Annotated in this window: 21 protein-coding genes; 11 read left to right on the forward strand and 10 right to left on the reverse strand. The window is 69.2% G+C overall.

Translation table 11 applies throughout. The features are described 5' to 3' along the window. Positions 1 to 32: 32 nt before the first annotated feature. Together ACFPJ1_RS37385 and ACFPJ1_RS37390 are read right to left on the reverse strand one after the other, a co-directional pair. On the reverse strand, positions 33 to 461 hold the full coding sequence (locus ACFPJ1_RS37385) for an organic hydroperoxide resistance protein (protein WP_380111038.1): 429 nt from the start codon (positions 459 to 461) through the stop codon (positions 33 to 35). 39 nt (positions 462 to 500) lie between these two features. After that, positions 501 to 1454 (reverse strand): quinone oxidoreductase family protein, encoded by a 954-nt coding sequence (locus tag ACFPJ1_RS37390; RefSeq protein WP_380111039.1) that lies wholly within the window; start codon positions 1452 to 1454, stop codon positions 501 to 503. 103 nt (positions 1455 to 1557) lie between these two features. On the opposite strand from ACFPJ1_RS37390, the gene ACFPJ1_RS37395 reads away from it, so the two are divergent. Then, on the forward strand, positions 1558 to 2223 hold the full coding sequence (locus ACFPJ1_RS37395) for a TetR/AcrR family transcriptional regulator (protein WP_380111040.1): 666 nt from the start codon (positions 1558 to 1560) through the stop codon (positions 2221 to 2223). A gap of 7 nt (positions 2224 to 2230) precedes the next feature. Here ACFPJ1_RS37395 and ACFPJ1_RS37400 read toward each other — a convergent pair whose 3' ends face one another. The 4 genes from ACFPJ1_RS37400 to ACFPJ1_RS37415 form a co-directional block, all read right to left on the reverse strand. Then, the gene (locus tag ACFPJ1_RS37400; protein WP_380111041.1) at positions 2231 to 2977 is read right to left on the reverse strand and encodes a sulfite exporter TauE/SafE family protein; all 747 of its coding nucleotides are present in this window, start codon (positions 2975 to 2977) and stop codon (positions 2231 to 2233) included. Between the two features lie 143 nt (positions 2978 to 3120). Further along, complete coding sequence (locus tag ACFPJ1_RS37405) at positions 3121 to 4296, reverse strand: SPFH domain-containing protein (RefSeq protein ID WP_380111042.1); 1176 nt, start codon at positions 4294 to 4296, stop codon at positions 3121 to 3123. Between the two features lie 238 nt (positions 4297 to 4534). Beyond that, complete coding sequence (locus tag ACFPJ1_RS37410; RefSeq protein WP_380111043.1) at positions 4535 to 5071, reverse strand: NfeD family protein; 537 nt, start codon at positions 5069 to 5071, stop codon at positions 4535 to 4537. Between the two features lie 131 nt (positions 5072 to 5202). Beyond that, a complete protein-coding gene (locus tag ACFPJ1_RS37415; protein ID WP_380111044.1) occupies positions 5203 to 5985 on the reverse strand; it encodes an ABC transporter ATP-binding protein in 783 nt (260 codons plus the stop codon). Positions 5986 to 6064: 79 nt separating this feature from the next. On the opposite strand from ACFPJ1_RS37415, the gene ACFPJ1_RS37420 reads away from it, so the two are divergent. The 10 genes from ACFPJ1_RS37420 (at position 6065) to ACFPJ1_RS37465 (ending at position 18875) form a co-directional block, all read left to right on the forward strand. Further along, positions 6065 to 6808 (forward strand): hypothetical protein, encoded by a 744-nt coding sequence (locus tag ACFPJ1_RS37420; protein WP_380111045.1) that lies wholly within the window; start codon positions 6065 to 6067, stop codon positions 6806 to 6808. A gap of 27 nt (positions 6809 to 6835) precedes the next feature. Further along, positions 6836 to 8056 (forward strand): phosphoserine phosphatase SerB, encoded by a 1221-nt coding sequence (gene serB / locus ACFPJ1_RS37425; RefSeq protein ID WP_380111046.1) that lies wholly within the window; start codon positions 6836 to 6838, stop codon positions 8054 to 8056. Between the two features lie 101 nt (positions 8057 to 8157). Then, the gene (locus tag ACFPJ1_RS37430) at positions 8158 to 9111 is read left to right on the forward strand and encodes a GNAT family N-acetyltransferase (RefSeq protein ID WP_380111047.1); all 954 of its coding nucleotides are present in this window, start codon (positions 8158 to 8160) and stop codon (positions 9109 to 9111) included. 117 nt (positions 9112 to 9228) lie between these two features. Continuing rightward, the gene (locus tag ACFPJ1_RS37435; RefSeq protein WP_380111048.1) at positions 9229 to 10644 is read left to right on the forward strand and encodes a glycoside hydrolase family 16 protein; all 1416 of its coding nucleotides are present in this window, start codon (positions 9229 to 9231) and stop codon (positions 10642 to 10644) included. 46 nt (positions 10645 to 10690) lie between these two features. After that, on the forward strand, positions 10691 to 11602 hold the full coding sequence (locus ACFPJ1_RS37440; RefSeq protein ID WP_380111049.1) for a zinc-binding dehydrogenase: 912 nt from the start codon (positions 10691 to 10693) through the stop codon (positions 11600 to 11602). A gap of 35 nt (positions 11603 to 11637) precedes the next feature. Next, positions 11638 to 12774, forward strand: a complete 1137-nt coding sequence (locus ACFPJ1_RS37445) for a cyanophycinase (RefSeq protein ID WP_380111050.1) — start codon at positions 11638 to 11640, stop codon at positions 12772 to 12774. Further along, positions 12771 to 15578, forward strand: coding sequence for a cyanophycin synthetase (gene cphA / locus ACFPJ1_RS37450; RefSeq protein WP_380111051.1), 2808 nt, complete (start codon positions 12771 to 12773; stop codon positions 15576 to 15578). Before ACFPJ1_RS37445 ends, cphA begins: the two co-directional genes overlap by 4 nt. Before the next feature lie 76 nt (positions 15579 to 15654). Beyond that, positions 15655 to 16194 carry a copper chaperone PCu(A)C gene (locus tag ACFPJ1_RS37455; protein ID WP_380111052.1) on the forward strand — a complete coding sequence of 180 codons (540 nt, stop codon included), beginning with the start codon at positions 15655 to 15657 and terminating at the stop codon, positions 16192 to 16194. Next, on the forward strand, positions 16191 to 17387 hold the full coding sequence (locus ACFPJ1_RS37460; protein WP_380111053.1) for a Dyp-type peroxidase: 1197 nt from the start codon (positions 16191 to 16193) through the stop codon (positions 17385 to 17387). The genes ACFPJ1_RS37455 and ACFPJ1_RS37460 overlap by 4 nt, the downstream gene beginning before the upstream one ends. Positions 17388 to 17546: 159 nt before the next feature. After that, positions 17547 to 18875, forward strand: coding sequence for an IS4 family transposase (locus ACFPJ1_RS37465; protein WP_380111054.1), 1329 nt, complete (start codon positions 17547 to 17549; stop codon positions 18873 to 18875). Between the two features lie 1024 nt (positions 18876 to 19899). On the opposite strand, the gene ACFPJ1_RS37470 is transcribed toward ACFPJ1_RS37465, so the two are convergent. The 4 genes from ACFPJ1_RS37470 to fabI form a co-directional block, all read right to left on the reverse strand. Then, on the reverse strand, positions 19900 to 20250 hold the full coding sequence (locus ACFPJ1_RS37470; RefSeq protein WP_380111055.1) for a peptidase inhibitor family I36 protein: 351 nt from the start codon (positions 20248 to 20250) through the stop codon (positions 19900 to 19902). An 86-nt stretch (positions 20251 to 20336) separates the two neighbouring features. Next, positions 20337 to 21188, reverse strand: a complete 852-nt coding sequence (locus ACFPJ1_RS37475) for a hypothetical protein (RefSeq protein WP_380111056.1) — start codon at positions 21186 to 21188, stop codon at positions 20337 to 20339. A 37-nt stretch (positions 21189 to 21225) separates the two neighbouring features. Beyond that, positions 21226 to 22920: a Mur ligase family protein gene (locus ACFPJ1_RS37480; protein WP_380111057.1), complete on the reverse strand. Its 1695-nt coding sequence runs from the start codon at positions 22918 to 22920 to the stop codon at positions 21226 to 21228. Continuing rightward, the gene (gene fabI, locus ACFPJ1_RS37485; RefSeq protein WP_380111058.1) at positions 22913 to 23683 is read right to left on the reverse strand and encodes an enoyl-ACP reductase FabI; all 771 of its coding nucleotides are present in this window, start codon (positions 23681 to 23683) and stop codon (positions 22913 to 22915) included. The genes ACFPJ1_RS37480 and fabI overlap by 8 nt, the downstream gene beginning before the upstream one ends. Positions 23684 to 23738 lie beyond the last annotated feature (55 nt).

Consider the following 23738-nt stretch of genomic DNA (forward strand, 5'->3'; position numbering starts at 1 on the left):
CCGTGCTTCACGGGGGCTGAACCAGCAGAGCGTCAGGCGACCACGAGGTCGACCTTGATGTTGCCGCGGGTGGCGTTGGAGTACGGGCAGACCTCGTGGGCCTTGGCGACGAGGTCTTCCGCGATCGCGCGGTCGACGTCCGGCAGGCTGACGACCAGCTGGACCTCGAGCCCGTAGCCGGCGCCACTGTGGATCGGGCCGATGCCGACCTCCGCGGTGACCGTCGAGTGGTCGACGTCTTGCCGGGCCCGGCGGCCGACCACCTTCAGCGCGCTGTGGAAGCAGGACGCGAAGCCGGCGGCGAACAACTGCTCGGGGTTCGTACCCTCACCGTTGCCACCCATCTCCTTCGGCGGCGCGACGGTGACATCGAGCTTGCCGTCGTCGCTGGCGGTGTGGCCGTCACGACCACCGTGAGCGGTGGCGCGGGCGGTGTACAGAACCTTATCGACTGCGATCATCAGTTAGGACTTCTTTCGGGGGGTTGTTGGGGGGTGTGATCAGCGGGCGGGATCCAGTACGAGCTTGCCGACGGTACGGCGGGCTCGCAGGTCTTCGTGGGCGGTGGCGACCTCGGACATCGCGTAGTCGCCACCGACGATCGGGTGGAGTTGGCCGGCACCGGCCAGCTCGAACAGTTCGTTCAACGGGTCGCCGAGCAACGCCGGGGTCTTGAAGCAGTCAGCCAGCCAGAAGCCGGCGAGCGTCTTCGAACCCTTCATCAGCCGGCTCGGCTCGATCGCGTTGGCGCTCTGGCGGGAGGCCGCGCCGAAGGTGACCAGGCGGCCGAACCGACCGAGGGCCGCGAACGACTCGTCGAACACCGGACCGCCGACCATCTCCAGCACGATGTCGACGGGCTTGCCGCCGTTCGCCTCGATGATGCGGTCCTTCAGGCCCTCGGGGTCGCCGTCGATGGCGGCGTCCGCACCGAGCTCTAGAGTTTGCTTGCGCTTGTCGTCACTCGAGGCGGTCGCTATCACGCGCCCGGCGCCCCAGAGCTTGGCGAGCTGGATCGCGAGCGAGCCGACGCCACCGGCGCCCGCGTGCACCAGCACCGACTCCCCGGCCTTGAGGTGGGTCGACGTCTTCAGCAGGTGCCAGGCGGTCGTGCCCTGCAGGACCAGCGCCAGCGCTTCCCCATCGCTGACACCTTCCGGTACGTCGAACACGTACGGCGCGTGCGCCACGGCCTTCTCCGCATAACCACCGGATCCGACCAGCGCGACCACGCGACGGCCGTCCGCAGTACGGCCGACGACCTCGCCGCCCGGGATCAGCGGCAGCTCGGCCTTCGACAGGTAGCTGTTCTCGACCTGGTGGGTGTCGGCGTAGTTGATCCCGGCCCGGTCGACGGTGATCAGGACTTGTCCCTCACCGGCCGTCGGTTCCTCGACGTCGCTGACCTCGAGGACCTCGGGTCCACCGAACTCGGTGATCTGTACGGCTCGCACGCTGCAGAATCCCTTCGCCTTGGCTACCTGCTCTACGGTGTACTATACACCGTACGGTAGACGTTCCGTAGTGATCTAGGACCCATCAGGGAGGTACCCCCGGATGCCGGCGAAGACCCGCACTCCGCGCAACACACTCAGCCCCGAGCTGATCGTGCGGACCGCGCTGGACCTGATGGAGGGCCAGGGCAGCGACGCGCTCAGCCTCCGCGGTCTCGCCGCCGAGCTGGGCGTCGGCCCGATGGCGCTCTACACCTACTTCCGCAACAAGGACGACCTGTACGACGCGGTTCGCGACCACCTGATGGGCCTCATCCCACCGGTCCCCGAAGACGTCGCCTGGCCGGACCAGGTCCGCGCCGTCTGCCGGGGACTCCGCGCGCTGATGCTGCAACATCCTTGCCTCGCGCAACTACTTGCCGGCCGGCCACTGAGCGGCCACGAGACCGCCCGGGTGGCCGAAGACCTGCTCGGCGTACTGCGGTCGGCGGGGTTCGACGCGCAGACGGCGGCCCGGACGCACACCACGTTGTTCACCTATGTCCTCGGTGCGACATCGTGGGAGATCCAGATGGCGGCCGAGCGGCAGGACCCGCAAGAGCGACGCCGGCTGCGCGCCACGATCGAGTCGCTCTCCCCCACCGAGTTCCCGACGGTCGTTGCACTGACACCGGAGTTGTCGCGCACGACCGGCGGCGACGAGCAGTTCGACTACGGCCTGGACCTGCTGCTGGCGGGCCTGCAGACCGGCCAGCAGGCCGGCGGGTAGTCCTCGATCAGAAGACCATCGTGACGATGGCGATGATGCCGATCACCACGATGAGGACGCGCAGGGCTGTCGGGTGGAGCCTGCGGCCGTAGCGGGCGCCGACGAAACCGCCGATCGTCGAGCCGACCGCGATCAGCGCCGCGGCCAGCCAGTCCACGTCCGCGACGATGATGAACAAGATCGCCGCGACCGTGTTGACCACGGTGGCGAGCACATTCTTCAAACCGTTCATCCGCTGCAGATTGGCATCCATCCCGATGCCGAGGATCGCCATCAGGAGAACACCCTGGGCGGCGCCGAAGTACCCGCCGTACACACCGGTCGCGAAGACGGCCGGAATCACCCACCAGGCTCCGCGATGGGTGTGCTCAGGAAGGCTGATCCGCTTGGACAGCCACGGCTGCAGCGCCACCAGGACACAGCCGAGCAGGATCAGTCCGGGAACGATCGCCTCGAAGGCGGAGTCGGGCAGCTTGAGCAGCAGGATCGCTCCGACGATGCCCCCGAGCAGCGATGCCGGGATCAGCCGCAGCATCCGGCCACGCTGTCCTTCGAGTTCGCGCCGGTAGCCGATCGCGCCGGCCGCGGTACCGGGTGACAGGCCGACTGTGTTGCTGACGTTCGCCACCACCGGCGGGATGCCGACAGCAAGCAACGCGGGGAAGGTCAGCAAAGTGCCGGAACCCACCACCGCGTTGATTGTGCCTGCGCCCATGCCCGCCACGAAGACGAGCAGCGCCTCGAACCATGTCATCGCTGCCAGACTCTACGCACCTGACAGACGTACCTGCTCGTCAGTCCGACCAATGAACGGGAAAGTGCAGTGGACGTCACACGGCCTGGCGCACACCCTGAGGTGTGAGCCAGGCCGCGATCAGTACGTCGTACCGGGGCTGGTCAGCGCTCGACCGGCGGTTCCGCCGACGGCGGGGTGTCCTGCACGGCCGGCTCCGGGCTGGCCGTCACCGCCGGGGTCACGCTCTGCTGCTGGCTGCGCGAGCTGACGGCCGCGTTCTGTGCGGCGGCGATCGCTTCCTGGACCGCGTGGTCGGCCTCGGCCACGGCGGCATCCGGAGCCGCCGCCGAGCCCATCCCGCTCTCGACCTGGATCGCGTGCGAGTCGCCCAGGTCGGGCTCCGGGAACGGGCCTTCGGCCTTCTGGGTGATGCCGGCGATCTGGCCGACGGCACTGCCGAGACCCTCCATCGCCTTGCCGATCTCGCTGGGGATGATCCACAGCTTGTTCGAGTCGCCTTGAGCGATCGACGGCAGCATCTGCAGGTACTGGTAGGCGAGCAGACCCTGGTCCGGCTTGCCGGCGTGGATCGCGTTGAAGACGGTGGTGATGGCCTGCGCCTCACCCTGGGCCTTCAGGATCCGGGCCTCCCGCTCGGCCTGCGCCCGCAGGATGCGGGACTCCCGGTCACCTTGCGCGGTGAGGATCGCGGACTGCTTCTGACCCTCGGCCGACAGCACGGCCGACTGCCGCATACCTTCGGCGGTGAGGATCGCGGCGCGCTTGTCGCGGTCGGCGCGCATCTGCTTCTCCATCGAGTCCTGGATCGACGGCGGCGGGTCGATCGAGCGGAGCTCCACCCGGTTCACCCGGATGCCCCACTTGCCGGTCGCCTCGTCCAGGACGTAGCGCAGCTTCTCGTTGATCTCCTCGCGGCTGGTCAGCGTCTGCTCGAGATCCATGCCACCGATGATGTTTCGCAGCGTCGTCATGGTGAGCTGCTCGATCGCCTGGATGTAGTTGGAGATCTCGTACGTCGCCCGCACCGGGTCGTTCACCTGGAAGTAGATGACGGAGTCGATCGACACCATCAGGTTGTCCTCGGTGATGACACCCTGGGGCGGGAACGCGACCACCTGCTCGCGCATGTCGATCGTGTAGCGCACCTTGTCGACGAACGGGGTCAGCAGGTTCAGGCCCGGCTGCAGGCCGACCTTGAACTTCCCGAACCGTTCCACGATGCCGACGGTCTGCTGCTGCACGACCCGGACGGACTTGACAAGTGTGACGACCACCAATAAGGCGACCAATGCCAGCACTATGAGGAACGCGGTCACGTGACCCTCCAACTCGAAGAACCCTAAGGACGGACAGTCTTTCCTATCGACGGGCCACTCCAGGCAACGGTTCCCTCACGATCCGGATGCCTGATCGAGCAGGTTCTCGGACGCCGTACCGTCGCCGGAAGTGGCGCCGATAGCAACGACGTCCTCACTTCGAACAGTACTTCGCTCGCACCGCCGCTCAAGCAGGGGCGGCGGCGCGGCGCACGATGTCATCAGACAGTAAGGTCCGCTACTTCGGCGGTTCGGAATCCTTGCCGGTTTCCGGCGACCCACTGCCCTGGCCGAGCTCCGGCTGGTGATGGCTGAACGGGTCGCCGATCGGGTACACGACGGCGGTGGCTCCGTCGATCGACATCACCTCGACCCGGGTGCCCGGCGGAATGGTGGAGACCTCGTCGTACGGGCGGGCGGTCCAGAGCTCACCGTTGAGCTTCACCGAGCCGCCCCCGTCGGGGTGGATCTCCTTGATCACGACACCGGTGCGGCCGATCACGTGCGCCGAGCCGGTCTTCAGCTCGCCGCCATGGTGGAGCTTGCGGACCAGCAGCGGGCGGATGGCGGCGAGCATCGCACCCGCGGTCAGCAGGCCGACGACTATCTGCAGCCACAGCAGTCCGGGGAACACCGCACTGACGGCGCCGGCGGTGACTGCTCCCGCGGCCAGCATCAGCAGAGTGAAGTCGAGCGAAGCAAGCTCCGCCAGACCGAGCACGGCGGCCAGCGTGAGCCAAGCCGCCCAGACGTTGTCCCGCAGCCAATCCATCATCTGCCAACTCTATCCGCGATCAGGACCTCCGGCAGGCCCACCAACCGTCCGACGCACCCGGACGGTTCAAGGATTCCCTCTTCACCTACCAGCCAACACCCCGCCCACAAACCCCACCCGCCGGCGACGGGTCAGAGGGCTCGGGCGGTGTAGCGGCCGTCGATGTGGTCGAGGGCCAGGGGGATGTCGAAGGTTTCGCTCAGAGTCTGGGCGGTCAGGGCCTCGGTCATGGGGCCGGCGCTGACGATACGACCCTGCTTCAGGAGCAGGGCGTGGGTGAAGCCCGGCGGGATCTCCTCGACGTGGTGAGTGACGAGGACCATCGCGGGAGAGCCCTCGGCGGTCGCGATCTGGCTGAGGGAGCGGACCAACTGTTCGCGACCCGTAAGGTCCAGGCCGGCGGCCGGCTCGTCGAGGAGCATCAGCTCGGGGTCCGTCATCAGGGCCCGGGCGATCTGGACGCGCTTGCGCTCCCCTTCGGACAAGGTGCCGAAGGTGCGGTCGCTGAGGTGGCCGATGCCCAGTTCGGTGAGCAGTTCCTTGGCCCGCTGGTGGTCGAGCTCGTCGTACTCCTCGCGCCAGCGGCCCAGTACGGCGTACGAGGCGGAGACGACCACGTCGGCGACCCGTTCGGAGCGCGGGAGGCGGTCCGCGAGGGCGGCGCTGGTCAGCCCGATCCGCGGCCGGAGCTCGAACACGTCGACCGCGCCGAGGACCTCGCCGAGCAGCCCGACGACACCGGTGGTCGGGTGCATCTGCGCGGCCAGGATCTGCAGCATCGTCGTCTTGCCCGCGCCGTTGGGCCCGATCACCACCCACCGGTCGGCCTCGTCGACGGACCAGTCGATGTCGTCGAGCAGACGAGAATCACCGCGGACGATCGAGACACCGGCGAGCTCCACCACTGCAGTCATGGACCAAAACCTACGGGGTCGGCCGCGGCGAGGTGCGCCGACCCTGGTGGTGTCGGGCCGGCCGCCGCCGGATGGGACAATGTCAGGTGTGCTGACCACTGCCGCCTCGGTGCGTTTCACCGTCTGGACCAACGCGATGCTGACCGGCGCCTGCGACCCGGACACGGCGGCGCACAAGATCCTCGGCGACGACGTCGGCCACCACGTGTCCGGCCTCGCCGGCCACCCGGCGCCCGCGACGTTGCCGGTGGCACTCAACCTGCTCCGCGCGGCCGGCGCCACCCAGGCCCATCTCGCGCTGCCGATCCCCGGCGACCCGATCGGGCTGGCGGGACCACCTCCGTTCAACGAGGCCGCGCTCGAGACGGGCGAGGCCGTAGTACTGACCGGGACAGAACTCGGGCTGGTGCCGGCGTACGTCGGCCCGGCGGTGCAGTGGATGGTTTTGCCGGCGACCAGTCCCCCACCGGCCGACCTCGGGGAAGCCGACCGAGGGCTACGGGCCGCGTTGATCGAGGCGGCCGAGTCGCTCGCCGCCCTGGACGTGGCCAGGTGGAAGCCCGAGGTCGCCGACGCGCTGATCGACATCCGCAGGATCGGCTCCGGCAAGGGCGACGATCTCGCTCCCGGCTACGAGGCCCGCGCTGTGAAGACCGCCGCGACCGCACGGCGCCTGCTCGCGATCGCGGACGCGGCGCTCGAGGACGACGGGGCGGCTGTCACCGGCGCCGAAGCCGATGCCAGGCGTCGCACGCTGCTGGATCTGGCCGCGGCCGCGCGCCGTGCACTCGTCGCCGCCTGTGGACCGCCCACTCCCCGTTAACCATTCTTGGGTAGCGTCATCCTCGTCATGACTGGACAGGCTGAGTACGAAGCGCATCCCATCGATCGCCCGACCCTGCTGGTCACGCTGACCGGCACGGACCGCCCGGGCCTCACTTCCGCCGTGTTGTCGACGCTGGCCGGCCGCGGCCTGGACGTGATCGACGCCGAACAGGTCGTACTCCGGGGCCGGCTCGTGCTCGGGGTGCTGCTGACCGCACCGCGGGACCACAAAGAGCTGAAGAAGGACCTCAAGGCGCTCGCCGAGAACCTCGAGGTTGAGATCGACATCTCCAAGGGTGTCGGCGACAACGAACCGCGCCGCAAGGGCCGCAGCCAGGTGACCGTGATCGGGAATCCCCTCTCGGCCGCGGGGCTCGCCGCGATCGCCGGCCGGATCGCCGACATCGGCGCGAACATCGACCGGATCAGCCGGATGGCGCGCTACCCGGTCACCGCGATGGAGATCGCCGTGTCCGGTGCCGACCCGGACGCCCTGCGCGCGGTGCTCGCGCTCGAAGGTGTCGCCCAGCGCCTGGACGTCGCAGTACAGGCGGGTGGTCTGTATCGGCGGGCCAAGCGGCTGATCGTGATGGACGTCGACTCGACGCTGATCCAGGGCGAGGTGATCGAGATGCTCGCCGAGCACGCCGGCCGGCTGGCCGAGGTCGCCGCGGTCACCGAGCAGGCGATGCGTGGCGAGCTCGACTTCGCCGAATCGCTGCGGCACCGGGTGGCGACCCTCGAAGGGCTGCCCACTTCCGCGCTCGACGAGGTGTACGACGCGATCGAGCTGGCGCCCGGGGCGCGCACGCTGGTGCGGACGCTGAAGCGGCTCGGGTACCAGTTCGCGATCGTCAGCGGCGGGTTCAGCCAGATCACCGACAAGCTCGCGGCCGAGCTCGGCATCGACTTCGCGGCGGCGAACGTGCTGGAGATCGTCGACGGCAGGCTGACCGGCAAGGTGGTCGGCGAGATCGTCGACCGGGCCGGCAAGGCGACTGCGCTGCGGCGGTTCGCGGCGGCCTCGGACACCCCGCTGTCCCAGACGGTCGCCATCGGCGACGGCGCGAACGACCTCGACATGCTGGCCGCGGCCGGCCTCGGCATCGCCTTCAACGCCAAGCCGGTCGTCCGCGAAGCCGCCGACACTCACTTGAGCGTCCCCTACCTCGACACGATCCTCTACCTGCTCGGCATCTCCCGCGAAGAAGTAGAAGCCGCCGACGCCGACGGCGCCCTCAACTGAGGTCGAGCTCGCCCGCCGCGAGCGCAGTACTGGTGGACTGCAACAACGTGCAATCCTGGACTTACTTGCCAACAGCAACCGGGCGGATCAGGATCTTGGGCATGTCAGTTCTTCCCAGGATTCCGGCCGGGTTCAGCGGCCGGGCGGCGAGCACTGCCGATGTCGAGGCGATCCATCGGCTGGTGGTAGCGGTCGAGAAGGAGCAGCTCGGGTACGCCGAAACGTCGGCGGACGGGATCATGGCGTCCATCACGCGGCCCGGGCTCGAGCTCGCCGACGACACGCTGGTCATCCACGACGAGGGCGGTCGGCTCGCGGGATGGGCGTGGCTGAACCGCGGGCGGCGAGCGCAGATCGATGTCGATCCCGCCTTCAGGGGCCGGGGCGTGGGGTCCGCTCTGCTCGACTGGGCCGAGGCCCGAGCTACCGAGCTGGGCAGCGACTGGATGGCCCAGACGGTCGACGACGCCGATGAAGCCGGGACCGAGCTGCTGCGCTCGCGCGGGTACGAAGTACTGGCGACGAACTGGCAGCTCGAGATGCCGATGCCGGTCGAGCCCGTCGTACCGGCACTGCCTGCGGGGATCACCGTGCGGCCGTTCGAGGATCGCGACGCGACGGCGGCTCACCAGGTGGTGGAGGACGCCTTCGACGAGTGGCAGCCGCGGCGGAAGTCGTACGAGGAGTGGGCTCGGCTGACCATCGAGCGCGAGACCTTCGCGCCGGCGCTCTCGCCGCTCGCGTTCGCGGGTGACGAGCTGGTCGGGGTGGTGTTGAGCCTCGAGCTGCCCGACTCCGACGAGGGGTACGTCGAGCAGCTCGCCGTACGGCGTGATCACCGCGGCCGGGGAATCGCTCGAGGGTTGCTGGCGGTCGCGAGGCACGGGTTCTACCAGCAGGGTCGGCGGAACCTGATCCTCTGGACGCATTCGGGGACCGGCGCTCTGGCGATGTACGAGCGCCTCGGGATGAGCGTGCGGCGCAGTACAACGGTCTACCGCGGCAGCCTTCCCGGCGGGAATTCCGCGACCGGGAACGTTCCCTCGCGGTCTTGACGCGATCCAGCGTGACGAGCCGTTGACACACGGCGATGAGAGCGCTCCCATAGGGCGTACTTCGTACCTTTCGGCGCCGCGCTGGTGATGGCGCCGGTCCAGACCGTGGAGGTCGCCATGCGTTCCCGCCCGAACCATCCATCCACACGTCGCCGAACCATCCTCAGCGCTCTGCTCGCCCCCGTCCTGGTCGCCGTCCCGCTGACCATCGCGGCCCAGGCGAGCGTGCCCCCACCCGCCGTCGGCTGGACGACGGTCTGGAGCGACGACTTCGACGGTGCCGGAGGCTCGCTGCCCTCCAGCGCCAACTGGATCATCGACACCGGCCACGGCTACCCCGGCGGCCCCGGCAACTGGGGCACCGGCGAGATCCAGAACTACACGAACAGCACCAGCAACCTCGCTCTGGACGGCGCCGGGAACCTCCGGATCACGCCACGCCGGGACGGCGCCGGCAACTGGACGTCGGCCCGGATCGAGACCCAGCGGAGCAACTTCAAGCCACCCTCCGGCGGCGTTCTCGCGATCGAGGGCAGGATCCAGATGCCGAACGTGACGGGCAACGCGGCACTCGGGTACTGGCCCGCGTTCTGGGCGCTCGGCCAGCCGTACCGGGGGAACTACTGGAACTGGCCGGGCATCGGCGAGTTCGACATCATGGAGAACGTCAACGGGATCAACTCCGTCTGGGGCGTGCTGCACTGCGGCGTGAACCCCGGCGGCCCGTGCAACGAGACCAGCGGGATCGCCAGCAACAGGGCCTGTCCCGGCTCGTCGTGCCAGTCCGCGTTCCACACCTACCGGTTCGAGTGGGACCAGAGCAACTCGCCGAACCAGTTCCGCTGGTACGTCGACGGCCAGCAGTTCCACTCGGTCAGCCAAGGGCAGTTGCCCGCGGACACCTGGGCCAACATGACGAACCACGCGGGGTACTTCATCCTGCTGAACCTCGCGATCGGCGGCGCCTTCCCCGACGCGCTGAACGGCCCCACACCGCGGGCCGAGACCGTGCCGGATCGCCCGATGATCGTGGACTACGTCGCGGTGTCGACGAAGGGCGGCGGCACCCCGCCCACCACGCCACCCACTACCCCGCCGACCACTCCCCCGCCAGGTGGCGGAGGCAGTGCCTACAGCACCATCCAGGCCGAGTCCTACACGCAGCAAGGCGGTACCGGCGTGGAGACCACCACTGACTCAGGCGGCGGGCAGAACCTCATGCAGCTGGGCAACGGCGACTGGGCCATGTACCGCGGCGTCGACTTCAGCAGTTCGGCGGCACATCAGTTCAGCGGCCGGGTGGCATCAGGTGCCTCGGGTGGTGTCAGCGGCCTCGTCGAGGTGCGCCTGGACAACAGGTCGAACGCACCGATCGGCAGCTTCGCCATCGCCAACACCGGCGGCTGGCAGAGCTGGCGAACAGTCCCAGCCAACATCAGCGCCGTCACCGGCGTCCACGACGTCTACCTAACCTTCACCAGCGGCCAACCAGCCGACTTCGTAAACCTCAACTGGTTCACCTTCGGCCACTGACGTGGTGCCGGGTTGTCCCGGCCCGGCGCCACGTACGGTCGGGAGCATGCTGGCTCTTACGAAGGCAGGGTCGTCGGTTGCGCTGACGCCCGTGCCCGACCCCATGCCTCTACCGCATGAGGCGCTTGTCAAGGTGAATGCCTTCTCCTTGAATCGGGGTGAGGTTGAAGATCTCCAGAAGCTGCCCGAGGGGGCCGCGGTCGGGTGGGATTTCGCGGGGACGCTCGAAGCGGGGCCGGCCGACGTCAGCAAGCTTCAGGACGGCATGGCCGTCGGTGGGCGAGTGGTCGGCCTGGCGCGGAGCCGGGGTGCATGGGCGGAGTACGTCGCCGTCCCCGCCAACTGGTTGACCATGCTGCCTGGCAACGTGGCTGACGCGCAGGCCTGTGCGCTGCCGACTGCTGGGCTCACTGCGTTGCGCTCGCTTGAGGTCGGCGGGTTCCTGCTCCGTAAGCGAGTGTTGGTGACCGGAGCCAGGGGTGGGGTCGGCCGGTTCGCTACTCAACTGGCGAAGGCGGCTGGGGCGCACGTGACAGCCTTGGTCCGTACGGCGGTAGAGGTGCCCGGGGCTGACCTCGTCACGACGGAGGTCCGGGGTAGCTACGACCTCATCGTGGATTGTGTTGGTGGGGAGGTCTTCGGGCGTGCGATCGAGTGCCTGCGGCCGCGTGGGGTGCTGGTCAATCTTGCGACGCCTGATCCGGATGAGCGGATCAGCTTCCGGGCCGGTGGGTTCGATCGGTCGGCGGGGGCGCGGATCTACACCTTGAACAACTTCGACGAGTTGACGGCGCATGACAGCGTCCAGGACGACCTGACCCGGCTGCTCGAACTGGTGGCTGGGTTCAAGCTCGATGTCGGTGTCGAGGTCGAGGCGCCCTGGGAGGAAACACCGGCGGTGATCGAGGCGTTCCTTTCTCGCCGGATCACCGGGAAGGCGGTCTTGCGGGTCCACTGAGGGCTGTTCGGGGCTGGAGCACTTATTGTTCGGCTATGTCTGAACAGCAGGGTGGGGTGACGACGGGCGGGCCGGGGGCTCTGTTCGCCATTGGTGGGGCCGAGGACAAGCTGAAGAAGCGGATGGTCCTGCAGGAGTTCGTCGAGGCGGCGGGTGGCTCGAAGGCCCGGATCGTGGTGGTTCCGACCGCCTCCGCGCTGGGGCCGGACGTGGTCGACGTGTACTCGGCGTTGTTCGCCGCGCTCGGGGCCGCCAGCGTGGTCGGCGTACGGCCGGAGAACCGTGAGGACGCCGACGACCCTGCCTTCATCGAGCCGCTGTACGAGGCGACCGGTATTTTCATGACCGGCGGCAACCAGCTCAAGCTGAGCGGCGTGGTCACCGGTACCGCGTTCGGCCGGGCCGTGACCGCGGCTCATGCCCGGGGCGCAGCCGTCGGCGGTACGTCGGCCGGCGCGAGCATCCTGGCCGAGCACATGATCGCGTTCGGGCGCTCCGGGGCGACCCCGCGGCAGCGGATGAGCCAGCTGGCCGGTGGGCTCGGCCTGGTCCAGGGTGCGATCGTGGACCAGCACTTCGCCCAGCGCAACCGGTACGGCCGCCTGCTGTCCCTGGTGGCGCAGTCCCCCGGGCTGCTCGGGATCGGCGTCGACGAGGACACCGCGGCCGTCGTACGGGGGACTCATCTGGAGGTCGTCGGGCGCGGTGCGGTGACGATCTTCGACGGCAGCCGGATCACCTCGAACGCGCACTACGCGAGCCGTTCCGAGGCGATCCTCGCGTCCGGCGTCGTCCTCCACGTGCTCCCCGCGACCGCGACCTTCGACCTCAAGGCGCGTGTGCTGCTCTCGTACGGCGCGCAGCCGCCGGCCGAGGAGGTCGCCTCGATCGAGGCCGCCGAGGCGGATCTGCGCAACCTCGCCAAGGAGATCGCCGCCGAGGGCGTCTCCCCGGCGTACTACGCCGAGCGCAAGCGCCGAGCCGGCCGCCGTACGGCGAAGGCGGCGGCGCCGGCCAAGAAGGCGGCCACGGCGAAGAAGTCCAGATCGTCGGCCGCCGGGCAATCCAGACCGGAGGCGACCGAGCCTCTGAGCGCGGGCGCCGAACTCAGCCGACCAGACACCGAGCCAGGGCCGACTCCAGGGCCGCAACCAGACAGTGGGACCGCATGACCGATACCGCCGCCGACCAGACCCAGGGCACCCCCAGCCCGGACCTGAAGATCATCGAGACCCGGGTCTACCGGGGCCCGAACGTGTGGAGCTACGACCCCGCCATCCATCTGGTGGTCGACCTGGGGTCGCTGGAACACTTCCCCTCCAACACGATCGACGGCTTCACCGAGCGGCTGCTCGAGCACCTCCCCCGGCTGGACCAGCACCACTGCTCGCGCGGCCGGCGCGGTGGCTTCATCGAGCGGCTGCAGGAGGGCACCTGGCTCGGCCACATCGCCGAGCACGTCTCACTGCAACTGCAGCAGGAGGCCGGCCACGACATGCGGCGCGGCAAGACCCGCCAGGTCAAGGGCGTGCCCGGCCGGTACAACATCGTCTACGCGTACGCCGACGAGGCGGTCGGCCTGGCCGCGGGTGAACTCGCCGTCCGGTTCGTGAACCACCTGGTGCAGCCGGACCCCGGGTTCGACTACACCACCGAGCTCGAGCGGTTCATCAAGCAGGCCGAGCGGACCGCGTTCGGGCCGTCCACCCAGGCGATCGTCGACGAGGCGGTGTCCCGCGACATCCCGTGGATCCGGCTGAACAAGTTCAGTCTGGTCCAGCTCGGGCAGGGCGTGCACGCGAAGCGGATCCGGGCCACGATGACCTCGGAGACCGGCTCGATCGCGGTGGACGTCGCCAGCGACAAGGACCTGACCACCCGGTTGCTCGCCTCGGCGGGACTGCCGGTGCCGCGGTCGGGTTCGGTCCGCGACGTCGAGGACGCGGTACAGCTGGCGAACAAGATCGGTTATCCGGTCGTGTGCAAGCCGCTGGACGGCAACCACGGTCGCGGTGTCTGCCTGAACCTGAAGGACGCGAACGAGTTGCGCGAGGCCTTCCCGATCGCCGCGGAGCAGTCGCGCCGCGGCTCGGTGATCGTGGAGAACTTCGTCACCGGCAAGGACTACCGCTGCCTGATCATCAACGGCCGGATGGAGGCCATCGCCGAGCGGGTGCCCGCGCACGTCGTCGGCGACGGCGTGCATACGGTGGCCGAGTTGGTCGACATCACCAACGCCGACCCGCGCCGGGGCGTCGGCCACGAGAAGATCCTGACCCGGATCACGGTGAACGCGGCCGCGCGCGAACTGGTCCGCAGCCAGGGCTTCGAGCTGGACGACGTGCCGCCCGAGGACACGATGGTGAAGCTCACGCTCACGGGGAACATGTCGACCGGCGGGATCTCGATCGACCGTACCTTCGAGGCGCACCCGGAGAACGTCGAGATCGCGGAGGAGGCGGCCCGGATGATCGGGCTGGACATCGCCGGTATCGACTTCATCTGCCCGGACATCACCCAGCCGGTCCGCGAGACCGGCGGCGCGATCTGCGAGGTGAACGCGGCTCCCGGGTTCCGGATGCACACGAACCCGACGATCGGCGACCCGCAGTACATCGCCAAGCCGGTGGTGGACATGCTGTTCCCGCCGGGCGCGACCAGCCGGATCCCGATCGTCGCGGTGACCGGCACGAACGGCAAGACGACCACCTCCCGGATGATCAGCCACGTCTTCAAGGGGATGGGCCGCAAGGTCGGGATGACCTCGACCGACGGCATCGTGATCGACGAGCGGCTGGTGATCCGGTCCGATGCGTCCGGGCCGAAGTCCGCCCGGATGGTGCTGCAGAACCCGCGCGTCGACTTCGCGGTCTTCGAGGTGGCTCGCGGTGGGATCCTGCGCGAGGGCCTCGGCTACCAGCGCAACGACGTCGCCGTGGTGCTGAACATCCAGCCGGACCACCTGGGCATGCGCGGGGTGGACACCCTCGAGCAACTGGCCGACGTGAAGGCCGTGCTGGTGGAGGCGGTGCCGCGCAACGGGTTCGCGGTACTGAACGCCGACGATCCGCTGGTGCGCAAGATGCGGCGGAAGTGCTCGGGTGAGGTGGTGTGGTTCAGCGTCGCCGAGACTGGCAGCGAGGTGCGCGACTACATCGAGGGCCACTGCCGGCGCGGTGGTCGCGCGGTCGTGCTGGACCGCTCCGACCTGGGCGACATGATCATCATGAAGCACGGCCGGCGGTCGATGCAGCTGGCCTGGACCCACTTGCTGCCGGCAACGTTCGGCGGGCGGGCGATGATGAACGTGCAGAACGCGATGGCTGCCGCCGCGGCAGCCTTCGCGGCCGGGGCTCCGCTGCACGACATCCGCCAGGGGCTGCGGACGTTCAACACGTCGTACTATCTCTCCCCCGGCCGCTTGAACGAGATCGACGTCGACGGCCGGACCGTCATCGTCGACTACTGCCACAACGCGCCGGCGATGCGGATGCTCGGCGACTTCGTCGACAAGCTCGGCGAGAGCCTGAACGCGTCGTCCGAGCTCGGCCGGCCGTCGCGGATCGGCGTGATCGCGACCGCGGGCGACCGCCGGGACGACGACATGCGCGAACTGGGCGATGTCGCGGCGCAGCACTTCGACGTCGTGATCGTCCGCGAGGACGCGCGGTTGCGCGGCCGCAAGCGGGGCGAGTCGGCAGAGCTGATCAGCGAAGGCGTCCGTACGGCGATGGAGAACGGCGCACGCTGTCGCCAGGTCGAGACCGTGATCGACGAGTTGACCGCGATCCGGCATGCGCTGAGCAGGTCCAACCCTGGCGATCTCGTGGTGCTCTGCGTCGACCAGCACCAGACCGTACTGGCGGAGCTCGAGTCGGTGTCCCACCTCGCCCAGGCCGGTGCCCGGTCCGGCGACGAGGGTGGCGACCCGGACTTCGTCCGAGCTGACGAGGAAGCTTCCCCGTCAGAGGAGTAGACGGACCGTGAGCGGGCACACACTGTGTGTTCCCGCTCAGGGGAACTCGGGTAGCGGAAGCCTCGTTGGCCTGTCCGTGAAGACCAAGTTGCTGACGGCCTGTCTGGCCGTCGCCCTCCCTCTGTTGCTGTCCTCCTGCGGATCGTCGGACAACAAGGCCGCGGCTCCGCCCACCCAGGCCGCCGCCACCACGCCGGGTGTTCTGGTCGAGGATGCGTGGGTCCGTGCGACCGTCGGCGCCAAGGACACCACGATGACCGCCGCCTTCATGTCCCTGACCAACCCGGGCAGCACGGACATCAAGTTGACCTCGGCAACCTCTCCGGCAGCCGGCGTGGTGCAGTTGCACGAGATGGCGATGGAGGACGGCAAGATGGTGATGCAGGAGAAGGCCGGCGGCATCAACGTCCCGGCCGAGTCCCACGCGCATCTCGCGCCGAGCGGCGACCACGTGATGCTGATGGGTCTGAAGCAGGCTCACAAGCCCGGCGACGAAGTACCGCTGACGCTCAAGTTCTCCGATGGTTCCTCGCACGATCTGACCGTGCCGGTGAAGGCATTCACCGAAGAGGAAGAGCACTACCACCCGTCCGCCACACCCACCAGCACGCCTTGACCGCGCGGCCGTCCCGTCGTCAGCTCTTCGGGTACGCCGGCGCTGCCGCGGCTGGTGCCGCCGTCTCCGGCGGAGCTGTTGTCCTCGGCAAAGACGAGCCCACCGGTACTGCGGCCGCCGTACCGGCCCGGGACATCCAGCCTTACGGCGACCACCAGCCGGCCATTGCCGCGGCGTCACCCAAGCACGCCGAACTGGTCGCGCTCAACCTGCTGACCGGGACCGATCGGGCCGCCCTTGGCCGGTTGATGCGGCTCTGGACGGAGGACATCGTTGCCCTGAGCGCCGGCCGCCCGGCCCCGGGTGACACCGCCCCGGAGCTCGCCGTCGCCGGTGCCGCGTTGACGGCAACAGTCGGCTTGGGGCCGCGGGTGTTTACCTTGGCAGGCCTTGCTGCGTTGAAGCCTGGCGGTTTCGACGACCTGCCGGTGATGTCGCACGATCGCCTGCAGCCGGCATGGTCCGGTGGGGATCTCCTCCTGCTCGTCGGCGCGGACGACCCGGTCTCGGTCGTCCACGCAGTACGGCGTCTGGTGGCTGACGCGGCTCCATTCGCGCGGCCGGTGTGGCGGCAGACGGGATTCTGGAACGGCACCGGCGCCGACGGGAGACCTGTCACCGGGCGGAACCTCTTCGGCCAGGTAGACGGCACCGGCAACCCCACGCCCGGTACTCCGGAGTTCGACAGCACGGTGTGGTCGACGGACGGGCCGGAGTGGTTCCGCGGTGGAACGACGCTAGTGGTCCGGCGGATCAGGATGAACCTGGACACGTGGGACGAACTCACCCGCTCAGAGCAGGAACGCGCGATCGGCCGAAAGCTCTCCACGGGCGCGCCGCTCACCGGATCGGTCGAGCACGACGAACTGGATCTCGAGAAGCGGGACGCCGACGGCCGCCTGGTGATCGCCGAGAACGCACACGCGCGACTCTCCCACCACTCGACGAACGACGGCCGCCGGATCTTCCGCAAGGGCCTCAACTACGTCCAGGACACCGGCGCCACCCGCGAGTCCGGCCTGATCTTCCTCAGCTACCAGGCCGACGTGGCGAGCCAGTTCCTCCCGCTGCTCGCTCGCCTGGATGCGGCGGACGCCCTCAACGAGTGGACCACCACCACCGGCTCAGCCGCCTTCGCCATCCCACGGGGCTTCCACCCAGGCGAATGGCTCGCCCAGCACCTACTGGGCTAACCCCAAGGCCGGTTAGTTAGGGGACTTGGTGTGTCGTCGAGGGCGTGTTGAACATGGAGCAGCGGAGCTCCGCGGGTAGACAGGTTTGTCCTCGCGAGACAACCAGCTACCGGAGGGGCTCCGCTGTCTGCCCAGTCTGTCATTACTCGCACGATCAGGGTGGCCGAGGGTGCGTTCGCGCCGGGTCATCTGGGCGAGTTGACCCAGTTCATCCCGTTCGAGATGGTCGATGAGGTGCTGGCCGAGACCCGCAAGACCCAGGCCAGGGTGCGTGATCTGCCGGCCCGGGTCGTGGTCTATCTGGTCCTGGCCGGGTGCCTGTTCACCGATCGCGGCTATGGCCAGGTGTGGCACCGGCTGGTCGCCGGGCTGCACGGCCTGGCCGTGGCCGCGCCGACCGCGGCCGCGTTGACCCATGCCCGCAGGCGACTCGGTACCGCGCCGCTGCGGGCGTTGTTCGACCTGCTCCGCGGCCCGGCCGCGACCAGGGCCACGGGTGGGGTGCGGTGGCGGGGGCTGCTGGTCACCGCGATCGATGGCACCACGATGGCCGTGGCCGACACCGCCGCCAATCTCGGCGCATTCACCAAACAGGCCGGCGGCAACGGCGGATCGGGCTATCCCCTGCTGCGGCTGCTGGCCGTGGTCTGCTGCGGCACCCGCACCATCATCGACGCCACCTTCGGCACGGCCCTGACCGGCGAAACCAGCTACGCCCCGCCGCTGCTGGCCCGCAGCCTGCGCCCCGGCATGATCGTGCTGGCCGACCGGGGCTTCGCCGCCCAGGACATCATCACCGCGATCACCAGCACCGGCGCCCACCTGCTGATCCGCTGCAAAGCCAACCGCAAACTCCCCGCACTGCACCGCCACCGCGACGGGTCCTACCAGTCGATGTGGAACCAGACACCGGTCCGCGTCATCGAGGCCCAGATCACCATCGCCACCTCGAATGGCGGCACCCGCACCGGCGCCTACCGGCTCATCACCACCCTGCTCGACCCGCACGAATACCCCGCGTTCGACCTGGTCAAGCTCTACCACCAACGCTGGGAAATCGAGTCGGCCTACCTGGCGATCAAGTCCACCATCCTCGGCGGACACGTCCTGCGCGCCCGCACCCCCGACGGCATCACCCAAGAGATCTACGCGCTCCTGATCACCTACCAGATCCTGCGCCAAGCCATGACCGATGCCACCGACACCCGCCCCGGCACCGACCCCGACCGGGCCAGCTTCACCATCGCCCTCAACGCCGCCCGCGACCAACTCATCCAAGCCACCGGCATCATCGCCGACACCGTCATCGACCTCGTCGGCCACATCGGCCGACTCGTCCTGGCCAACCTCCTCCCCCCACGCCGAGTCCGCCTCAGCCCCCGCGCCGTGAAACGAGCCATGTCCAAATACCCCGCCAAAGGACCCAACATCAACCGCACCACCTACCAAGCCACCATCAGCATCAACATCCACAAACCACCGCCATGACAAACCCACCACAGCCCCTAACTAACCGGCCTTGGGGCTAACCCCACACTTCCGGCCCCCTCACCATTCCCCACCACCCCCGGCACTGCCGGCACTTTCACCCCTCCCCGCCTCACCACCCCCCGCACTTCCGGCGCTTTCACCCCTTCTCGCCTCACCCCCGCTCCACCCACGCCACCTCTCCTCGCAGGCCCTCAACGCGCTTCCCCGCACGCCCCACCCCACGCGTTTGATCCTCCGTCAGCCCCTTTCCGACCACCCGCTTCTCCACCCGACAGCCACCTTGTGCACCGGCTGAGCCTTTCCACCGGCCCCTGGGACTCAGCCGAAGCACAAAGTCCCACCCCTCACCTCGATCCCGCCGACCTTGTGCACGACCTGAGCATGGGTCCACGAGGAACACGCTCAACCCGCGCACAAAGTCGCATCGCAGTACCAGCGCAGCGGGCCCGGCGCAGCCACCGCGCGACCGGGCGGCGCCCGGCGCGAACGGGTGGGCGTAGCCCAGCGGGTGGGGCGCGGAGCCCGGCGTCGGGCGAGCGAGCGCGCGACCCGGGCGGGGGCCGCGGGACCGGGGCCGTCCCGGCCAGGGACGCGGGCGGGGGCCGCGGGACCGGCGCCGTCCCGGCGCGGGGCCGGTCGGACGCCCCGCGCTCCTCGAGCATCTGCTGGTACGCCTGGGCGGGGCGGGTGCGACCTTGTGCACCGGCTGAGCGTTTCCGTTGGTCCAGGGCACTCAGCTCAAGCACAAAGTTCACCACCCGCCGCCGATCCCGCCGACCTTGTGCACGACCTGAGCATGGCTCCGCGAAGGACACGCTCACCCCGCGCACAAAGTGGTATCAGCGAAGCCACCGCGGCGCGCGAGCCCCGTATCGCGCGGGGCGCGGTGCGGACCCCGGTGGCGCGACACCGGCGTCGCGCGGGGGGTGGCGCGACACTGGCGTCCGGCGGGATGGCGTGGAGTCTGCGGGGAACCGGCCTGGAGCGGCGTTGGGTGTCTTAAGGAGCGGCGTGGGGAGGGTTAGGAGGCTTGGAAGCTGGGGAAGGTGCGGGCTGGGTAGCTGTGGAAGTTGTTGGCCGGCTCTAGCGACGCTGTACCGGTGCAGTTCGAGGTCGTGTAGAGGTAGATGTCTTTGTCGCCCCAGTTGAACAGCGAGCCCGGGGCGAATGGCAACAACGTGCAGCCGGGGCTCGGGTCCGAGTACTGGACGGAGTTGCCGCTGAAGGCGGTGGTTTCGTAGAAGCACGCGATGCCAGGCCGGCACTCGAACGCGGCAGAAGTCTTGGCAGGTGTTTGAGCGGATGCCGAGGCGACCAAGCCGAGCGACACGATTGCGGTCGCTGCGGCGGCTGGGGCAAGGCGAGATTTCATCGAGGCCTCCGGGAAGATGGGCGGTTCCTTGACACCGGAGAGTTTATGGATGACGCGTCACTAAAGCGGTTCGGTCCGGCGCGCCGTCAGCCGACGGGTTCGCGGCGCGGCAGTAGGCGGCGCTTGGGCTCTTCGCGGTCCACCCAGTCCAGGTCGTCGGACAGCACCGCGTCATTGCCGCGGTCGTCGTACGGCGAGGGCGGCGGAGGGGGTGGCGGCAGGGCGCGGATCTTCAGCGCGACCATCGGGATCGCCAGCAGCACCGCCAGCACGAACCACGGCCAGTACTCCCGGAGCAGCGGCTCGAAGGTCTGGAAGAACGCGTCCGTTCCCGCGTCGGCGACCTCGTCCGTACTACGGCCTCTCGCCTGGGTGATCGCCTGCGCGCCATCCACCACGGCAAACGACGCCACGTAGACCGCTGCCAGGGGCACCCAGTAGTACGCCGAACGCCACCCGCGCCGCCAGCATGCGACGTACAGGAGCAGGGCGAGGCCTACGGCGACCAGCAGGCCGTTCAGCTGCCAGAGCCAGCGCCAGGTCTCCAGCTCGGAGGCAGGGCGCAGCGCGTACCACGCGACCGGCACGGCGAGCGCGAAGGCGGCGATCACCGAGCTACGGGTGCCCAGCGCACCGAAGAGCGCGCCGATAACGCTTGCCACCAGCAACGTGACCAGCAGACCCTTGGCAGACAGGCTGTTCCCGCCGAGCCACCAGGCGCAGAAGGCAACGACTGCCACCAGCGGCACCACGATCCGGATCCGTCGGACCAGCAGCCCGGCCACCACTCCCCCGGCGAATCCGCCGAGCACGAGCAGATCGATCCGGGCCGGCACGAACGTGGTCGAGCCGTCGGGCAGCCCGTTCAGGTAGGTCGGCGCGAAGCCGACCACGAACCAGGCGATCACCGCCGCCGGCACCGACCACAAGTAGCGCATGACATCCCGTTCCGCCCCCGGGCGGAGGGGCCCGGGGTCAGTGCTGTGCTCGCTCGACCTTGCTCTTCAAGGTCTCCGGGTTATCGACGGTAGCCCCCTCGGACCGCAACCAGGCGTCAAGACTCGCGCGATCCTGCAGAGACATCACAGCGACTACGTCACCGGGTTGTGCCTCGCCGACCAGCGCCTTGGCCGCATCGAGCTCGCTCGGGAACGCCGGTACGTCGTCGACGCCGACCGAACTGGTGCCTTCGCGGAACACCGCTTCGAGCTCCTCCGGCGGCCGGCCGCGCAGGTAGTCGCCCTTGTGCCCTATCACCACCCGGTCCGCGCCGCGGGCACCGATCGCGCCCATCGCGGTCACCATGTCGTCGGCCCGGTCACCCGGCGAGCCGAGCGCGAGCAACAGCCGGGCACCCGGTTCACGGACGCCGTTCATGATCTCCAGCAGCGCCTCGAGCCCGGCCTCGTTGTGGGCCAGGTCGATCACCACGGTGAAGTCGCGGATGGAGTACATGTTCATCCGGCCCGGGTTGTTCTCGCCCGGGGTGAACGAGGTGAGTCCCTCGATCACCGCGCTGCGGGACAGGCCGAGCCCGAGAGCGGCCGAAGTCGCCGCGAGCGCGTTCTCCACGTTGTAGTGGGACAGGCCGGACAGCGTCATCGGGACGTCCACGACCTTCAGCAGCGGTTCCGCGTCGCTGGAGTTGTCGAGCACGGTGATGAACCCATCCAGCACCGTGGTCGCGCGGCCGCCCTCGTCGAGTACGGTGCGGATCGACGGCGAGTCGGGGTCGCGGGAGAACACCCAGCACTTCGCGGGCGACCCGAGCCGCATTCCGAACGTGCGCGGGTCGTCGCCGTTCACGACGCACCAGCCGCGCGGGCGGGTGATCTTCGTGACAACCGCCTTCACCTCGGCGAGCTGGTCGACGGTGTCGATGCCCCCGAGGCCCAGGTGGTCGGCCGTGACGTTGGTGACCACCGAGACGTCGTTGTAGGCGACGCCGATCCCGCGCCGCAGGATACCGCCGCGGGCCGTCTCGGTGACCGCCAGCTGGACGCCCGGCTGGGAGAGCACCTGACCGGCGCCACTCGGGCCGGAGAAGTCGCCGTACATGACGAGCTCGCCGTCGAAGTACACGCCGTCGGTGCTGGACCAGCCGACGTGCAGCCCGGCGGCCCGGCCGATGTGCGCGATCATCCGGGAGGTCGTGGTCTTGCCGTTCGTGCCGGTCACCGCGACCACGGGGACCTTCGGCCGCAGGGTCGGCGGCGGGTCGCCGGCCGGCTCGTTGCGGACCCGGTCACCGACGGAGGCGACCAGTTCGGGCAGTTCGTCGGCGCCGAACGCGTCGACGACGTCGACGATCGCCTGGCCGAGCGCGCGGGCGCGGCGTTCGTGCGCCCACGGGAACGCGACGACCAGCCGGTGCACGTCCGACTCCGAGCGGACCCGGACGCCGATCCTGCCGATCCCCGCCTCGCGGGCGATCCGGCGGACGATGTGGCCGACCACCCGGACGGCGAACCGCTGCCGGAAGCCCGACCCGATCCGGCCCGGCCGGGTGGTCCCCAGGCCGAGCGCCGAGGCGTACGCCTTCGCGGCCGGCGCCGGGGCGTCGATCAGCGCGGTCAGGTCGAGGGTGAGCTTGACCGCCGCGCGGCTGAAGTAGAGGTTGGCTCCGTCCAGGACGCGGAGCTCCACCAGGGACGTGGACAATTCAGGCACCCATCGCGTGGTAACCGCCGTCGACGTGGATGATCTCGCCGGTGGTGGAGGGGAAGAAGTCGCTGAGCAGACCGACGATCGTCTTGCCGGTCGGTTCGAGGTCGGACGGGTCCCAGCCCAGCGGGGCGCGGTCCAGCCAGGGCTCCTCGAACTTCTCGAAGCCCGGGATCGCCTTCGCCGCGAGCGTCTTCAGCGGCCCGGCCGAGACCAGGTTGCAGCGGATCCCCTGCGCGCCGAGGTCCCGCGCGAGGTACCGGGAGGTCGACTCCAGCGCGGCCTTCGCCACGCCCATCCAGTCGTACCCCGGCCAGGCGACGGTGGCGTCGAAGGTCAGCCCGACGATGCTGCCACCCCGGCTCATCAGCGGGGCGCACGTCACCGCCAGAGACTTCAGCGAGTACGCCGAGACGTGCACCGCCTGGGACACGTCGTCCCACGGGCCGTCCAGGAACTTGCCGCCGAGGATCGTCTCGGGGTTGCCATAGGCAATCGAGTGCACGACGCCGTCCAGGCCGTCCACGTGCTCGCGGATCGCGTCCGGCAGACCGGCCAGGTGCTCGGCATCGGTGACGTCCAGCTCCAGCACGGGCGGTTCGACCGGCAGCCGCTTGGCGATCCGCTTGGTGATGTTCAGCGCGCGGCCGAAGTTCGAGATCAGCACGGTGGCGCCTTGTTCCTGCGCCACCTTGGCCGTGGCGAACCCGATCGAGGAGTCGAGCGTGACGCCCGCGACCAGGATGCGCTTGCCGTCGAGGATGCCCACGGGCACTGCCCTTTCTGGAAAATGTCGAGCTGGGAGGGGTGGTACGGAGGAGCCG

It is taken from the genome of Kribbella qitaiheensis (genome assembly GCF_042657745.1).
Lineage (GTDB): Bacteria > Actinomycetota > Actinomycetes > Propionibacteriales > Kribbellaceae > Kribbella > Kribbella qitaiheensis.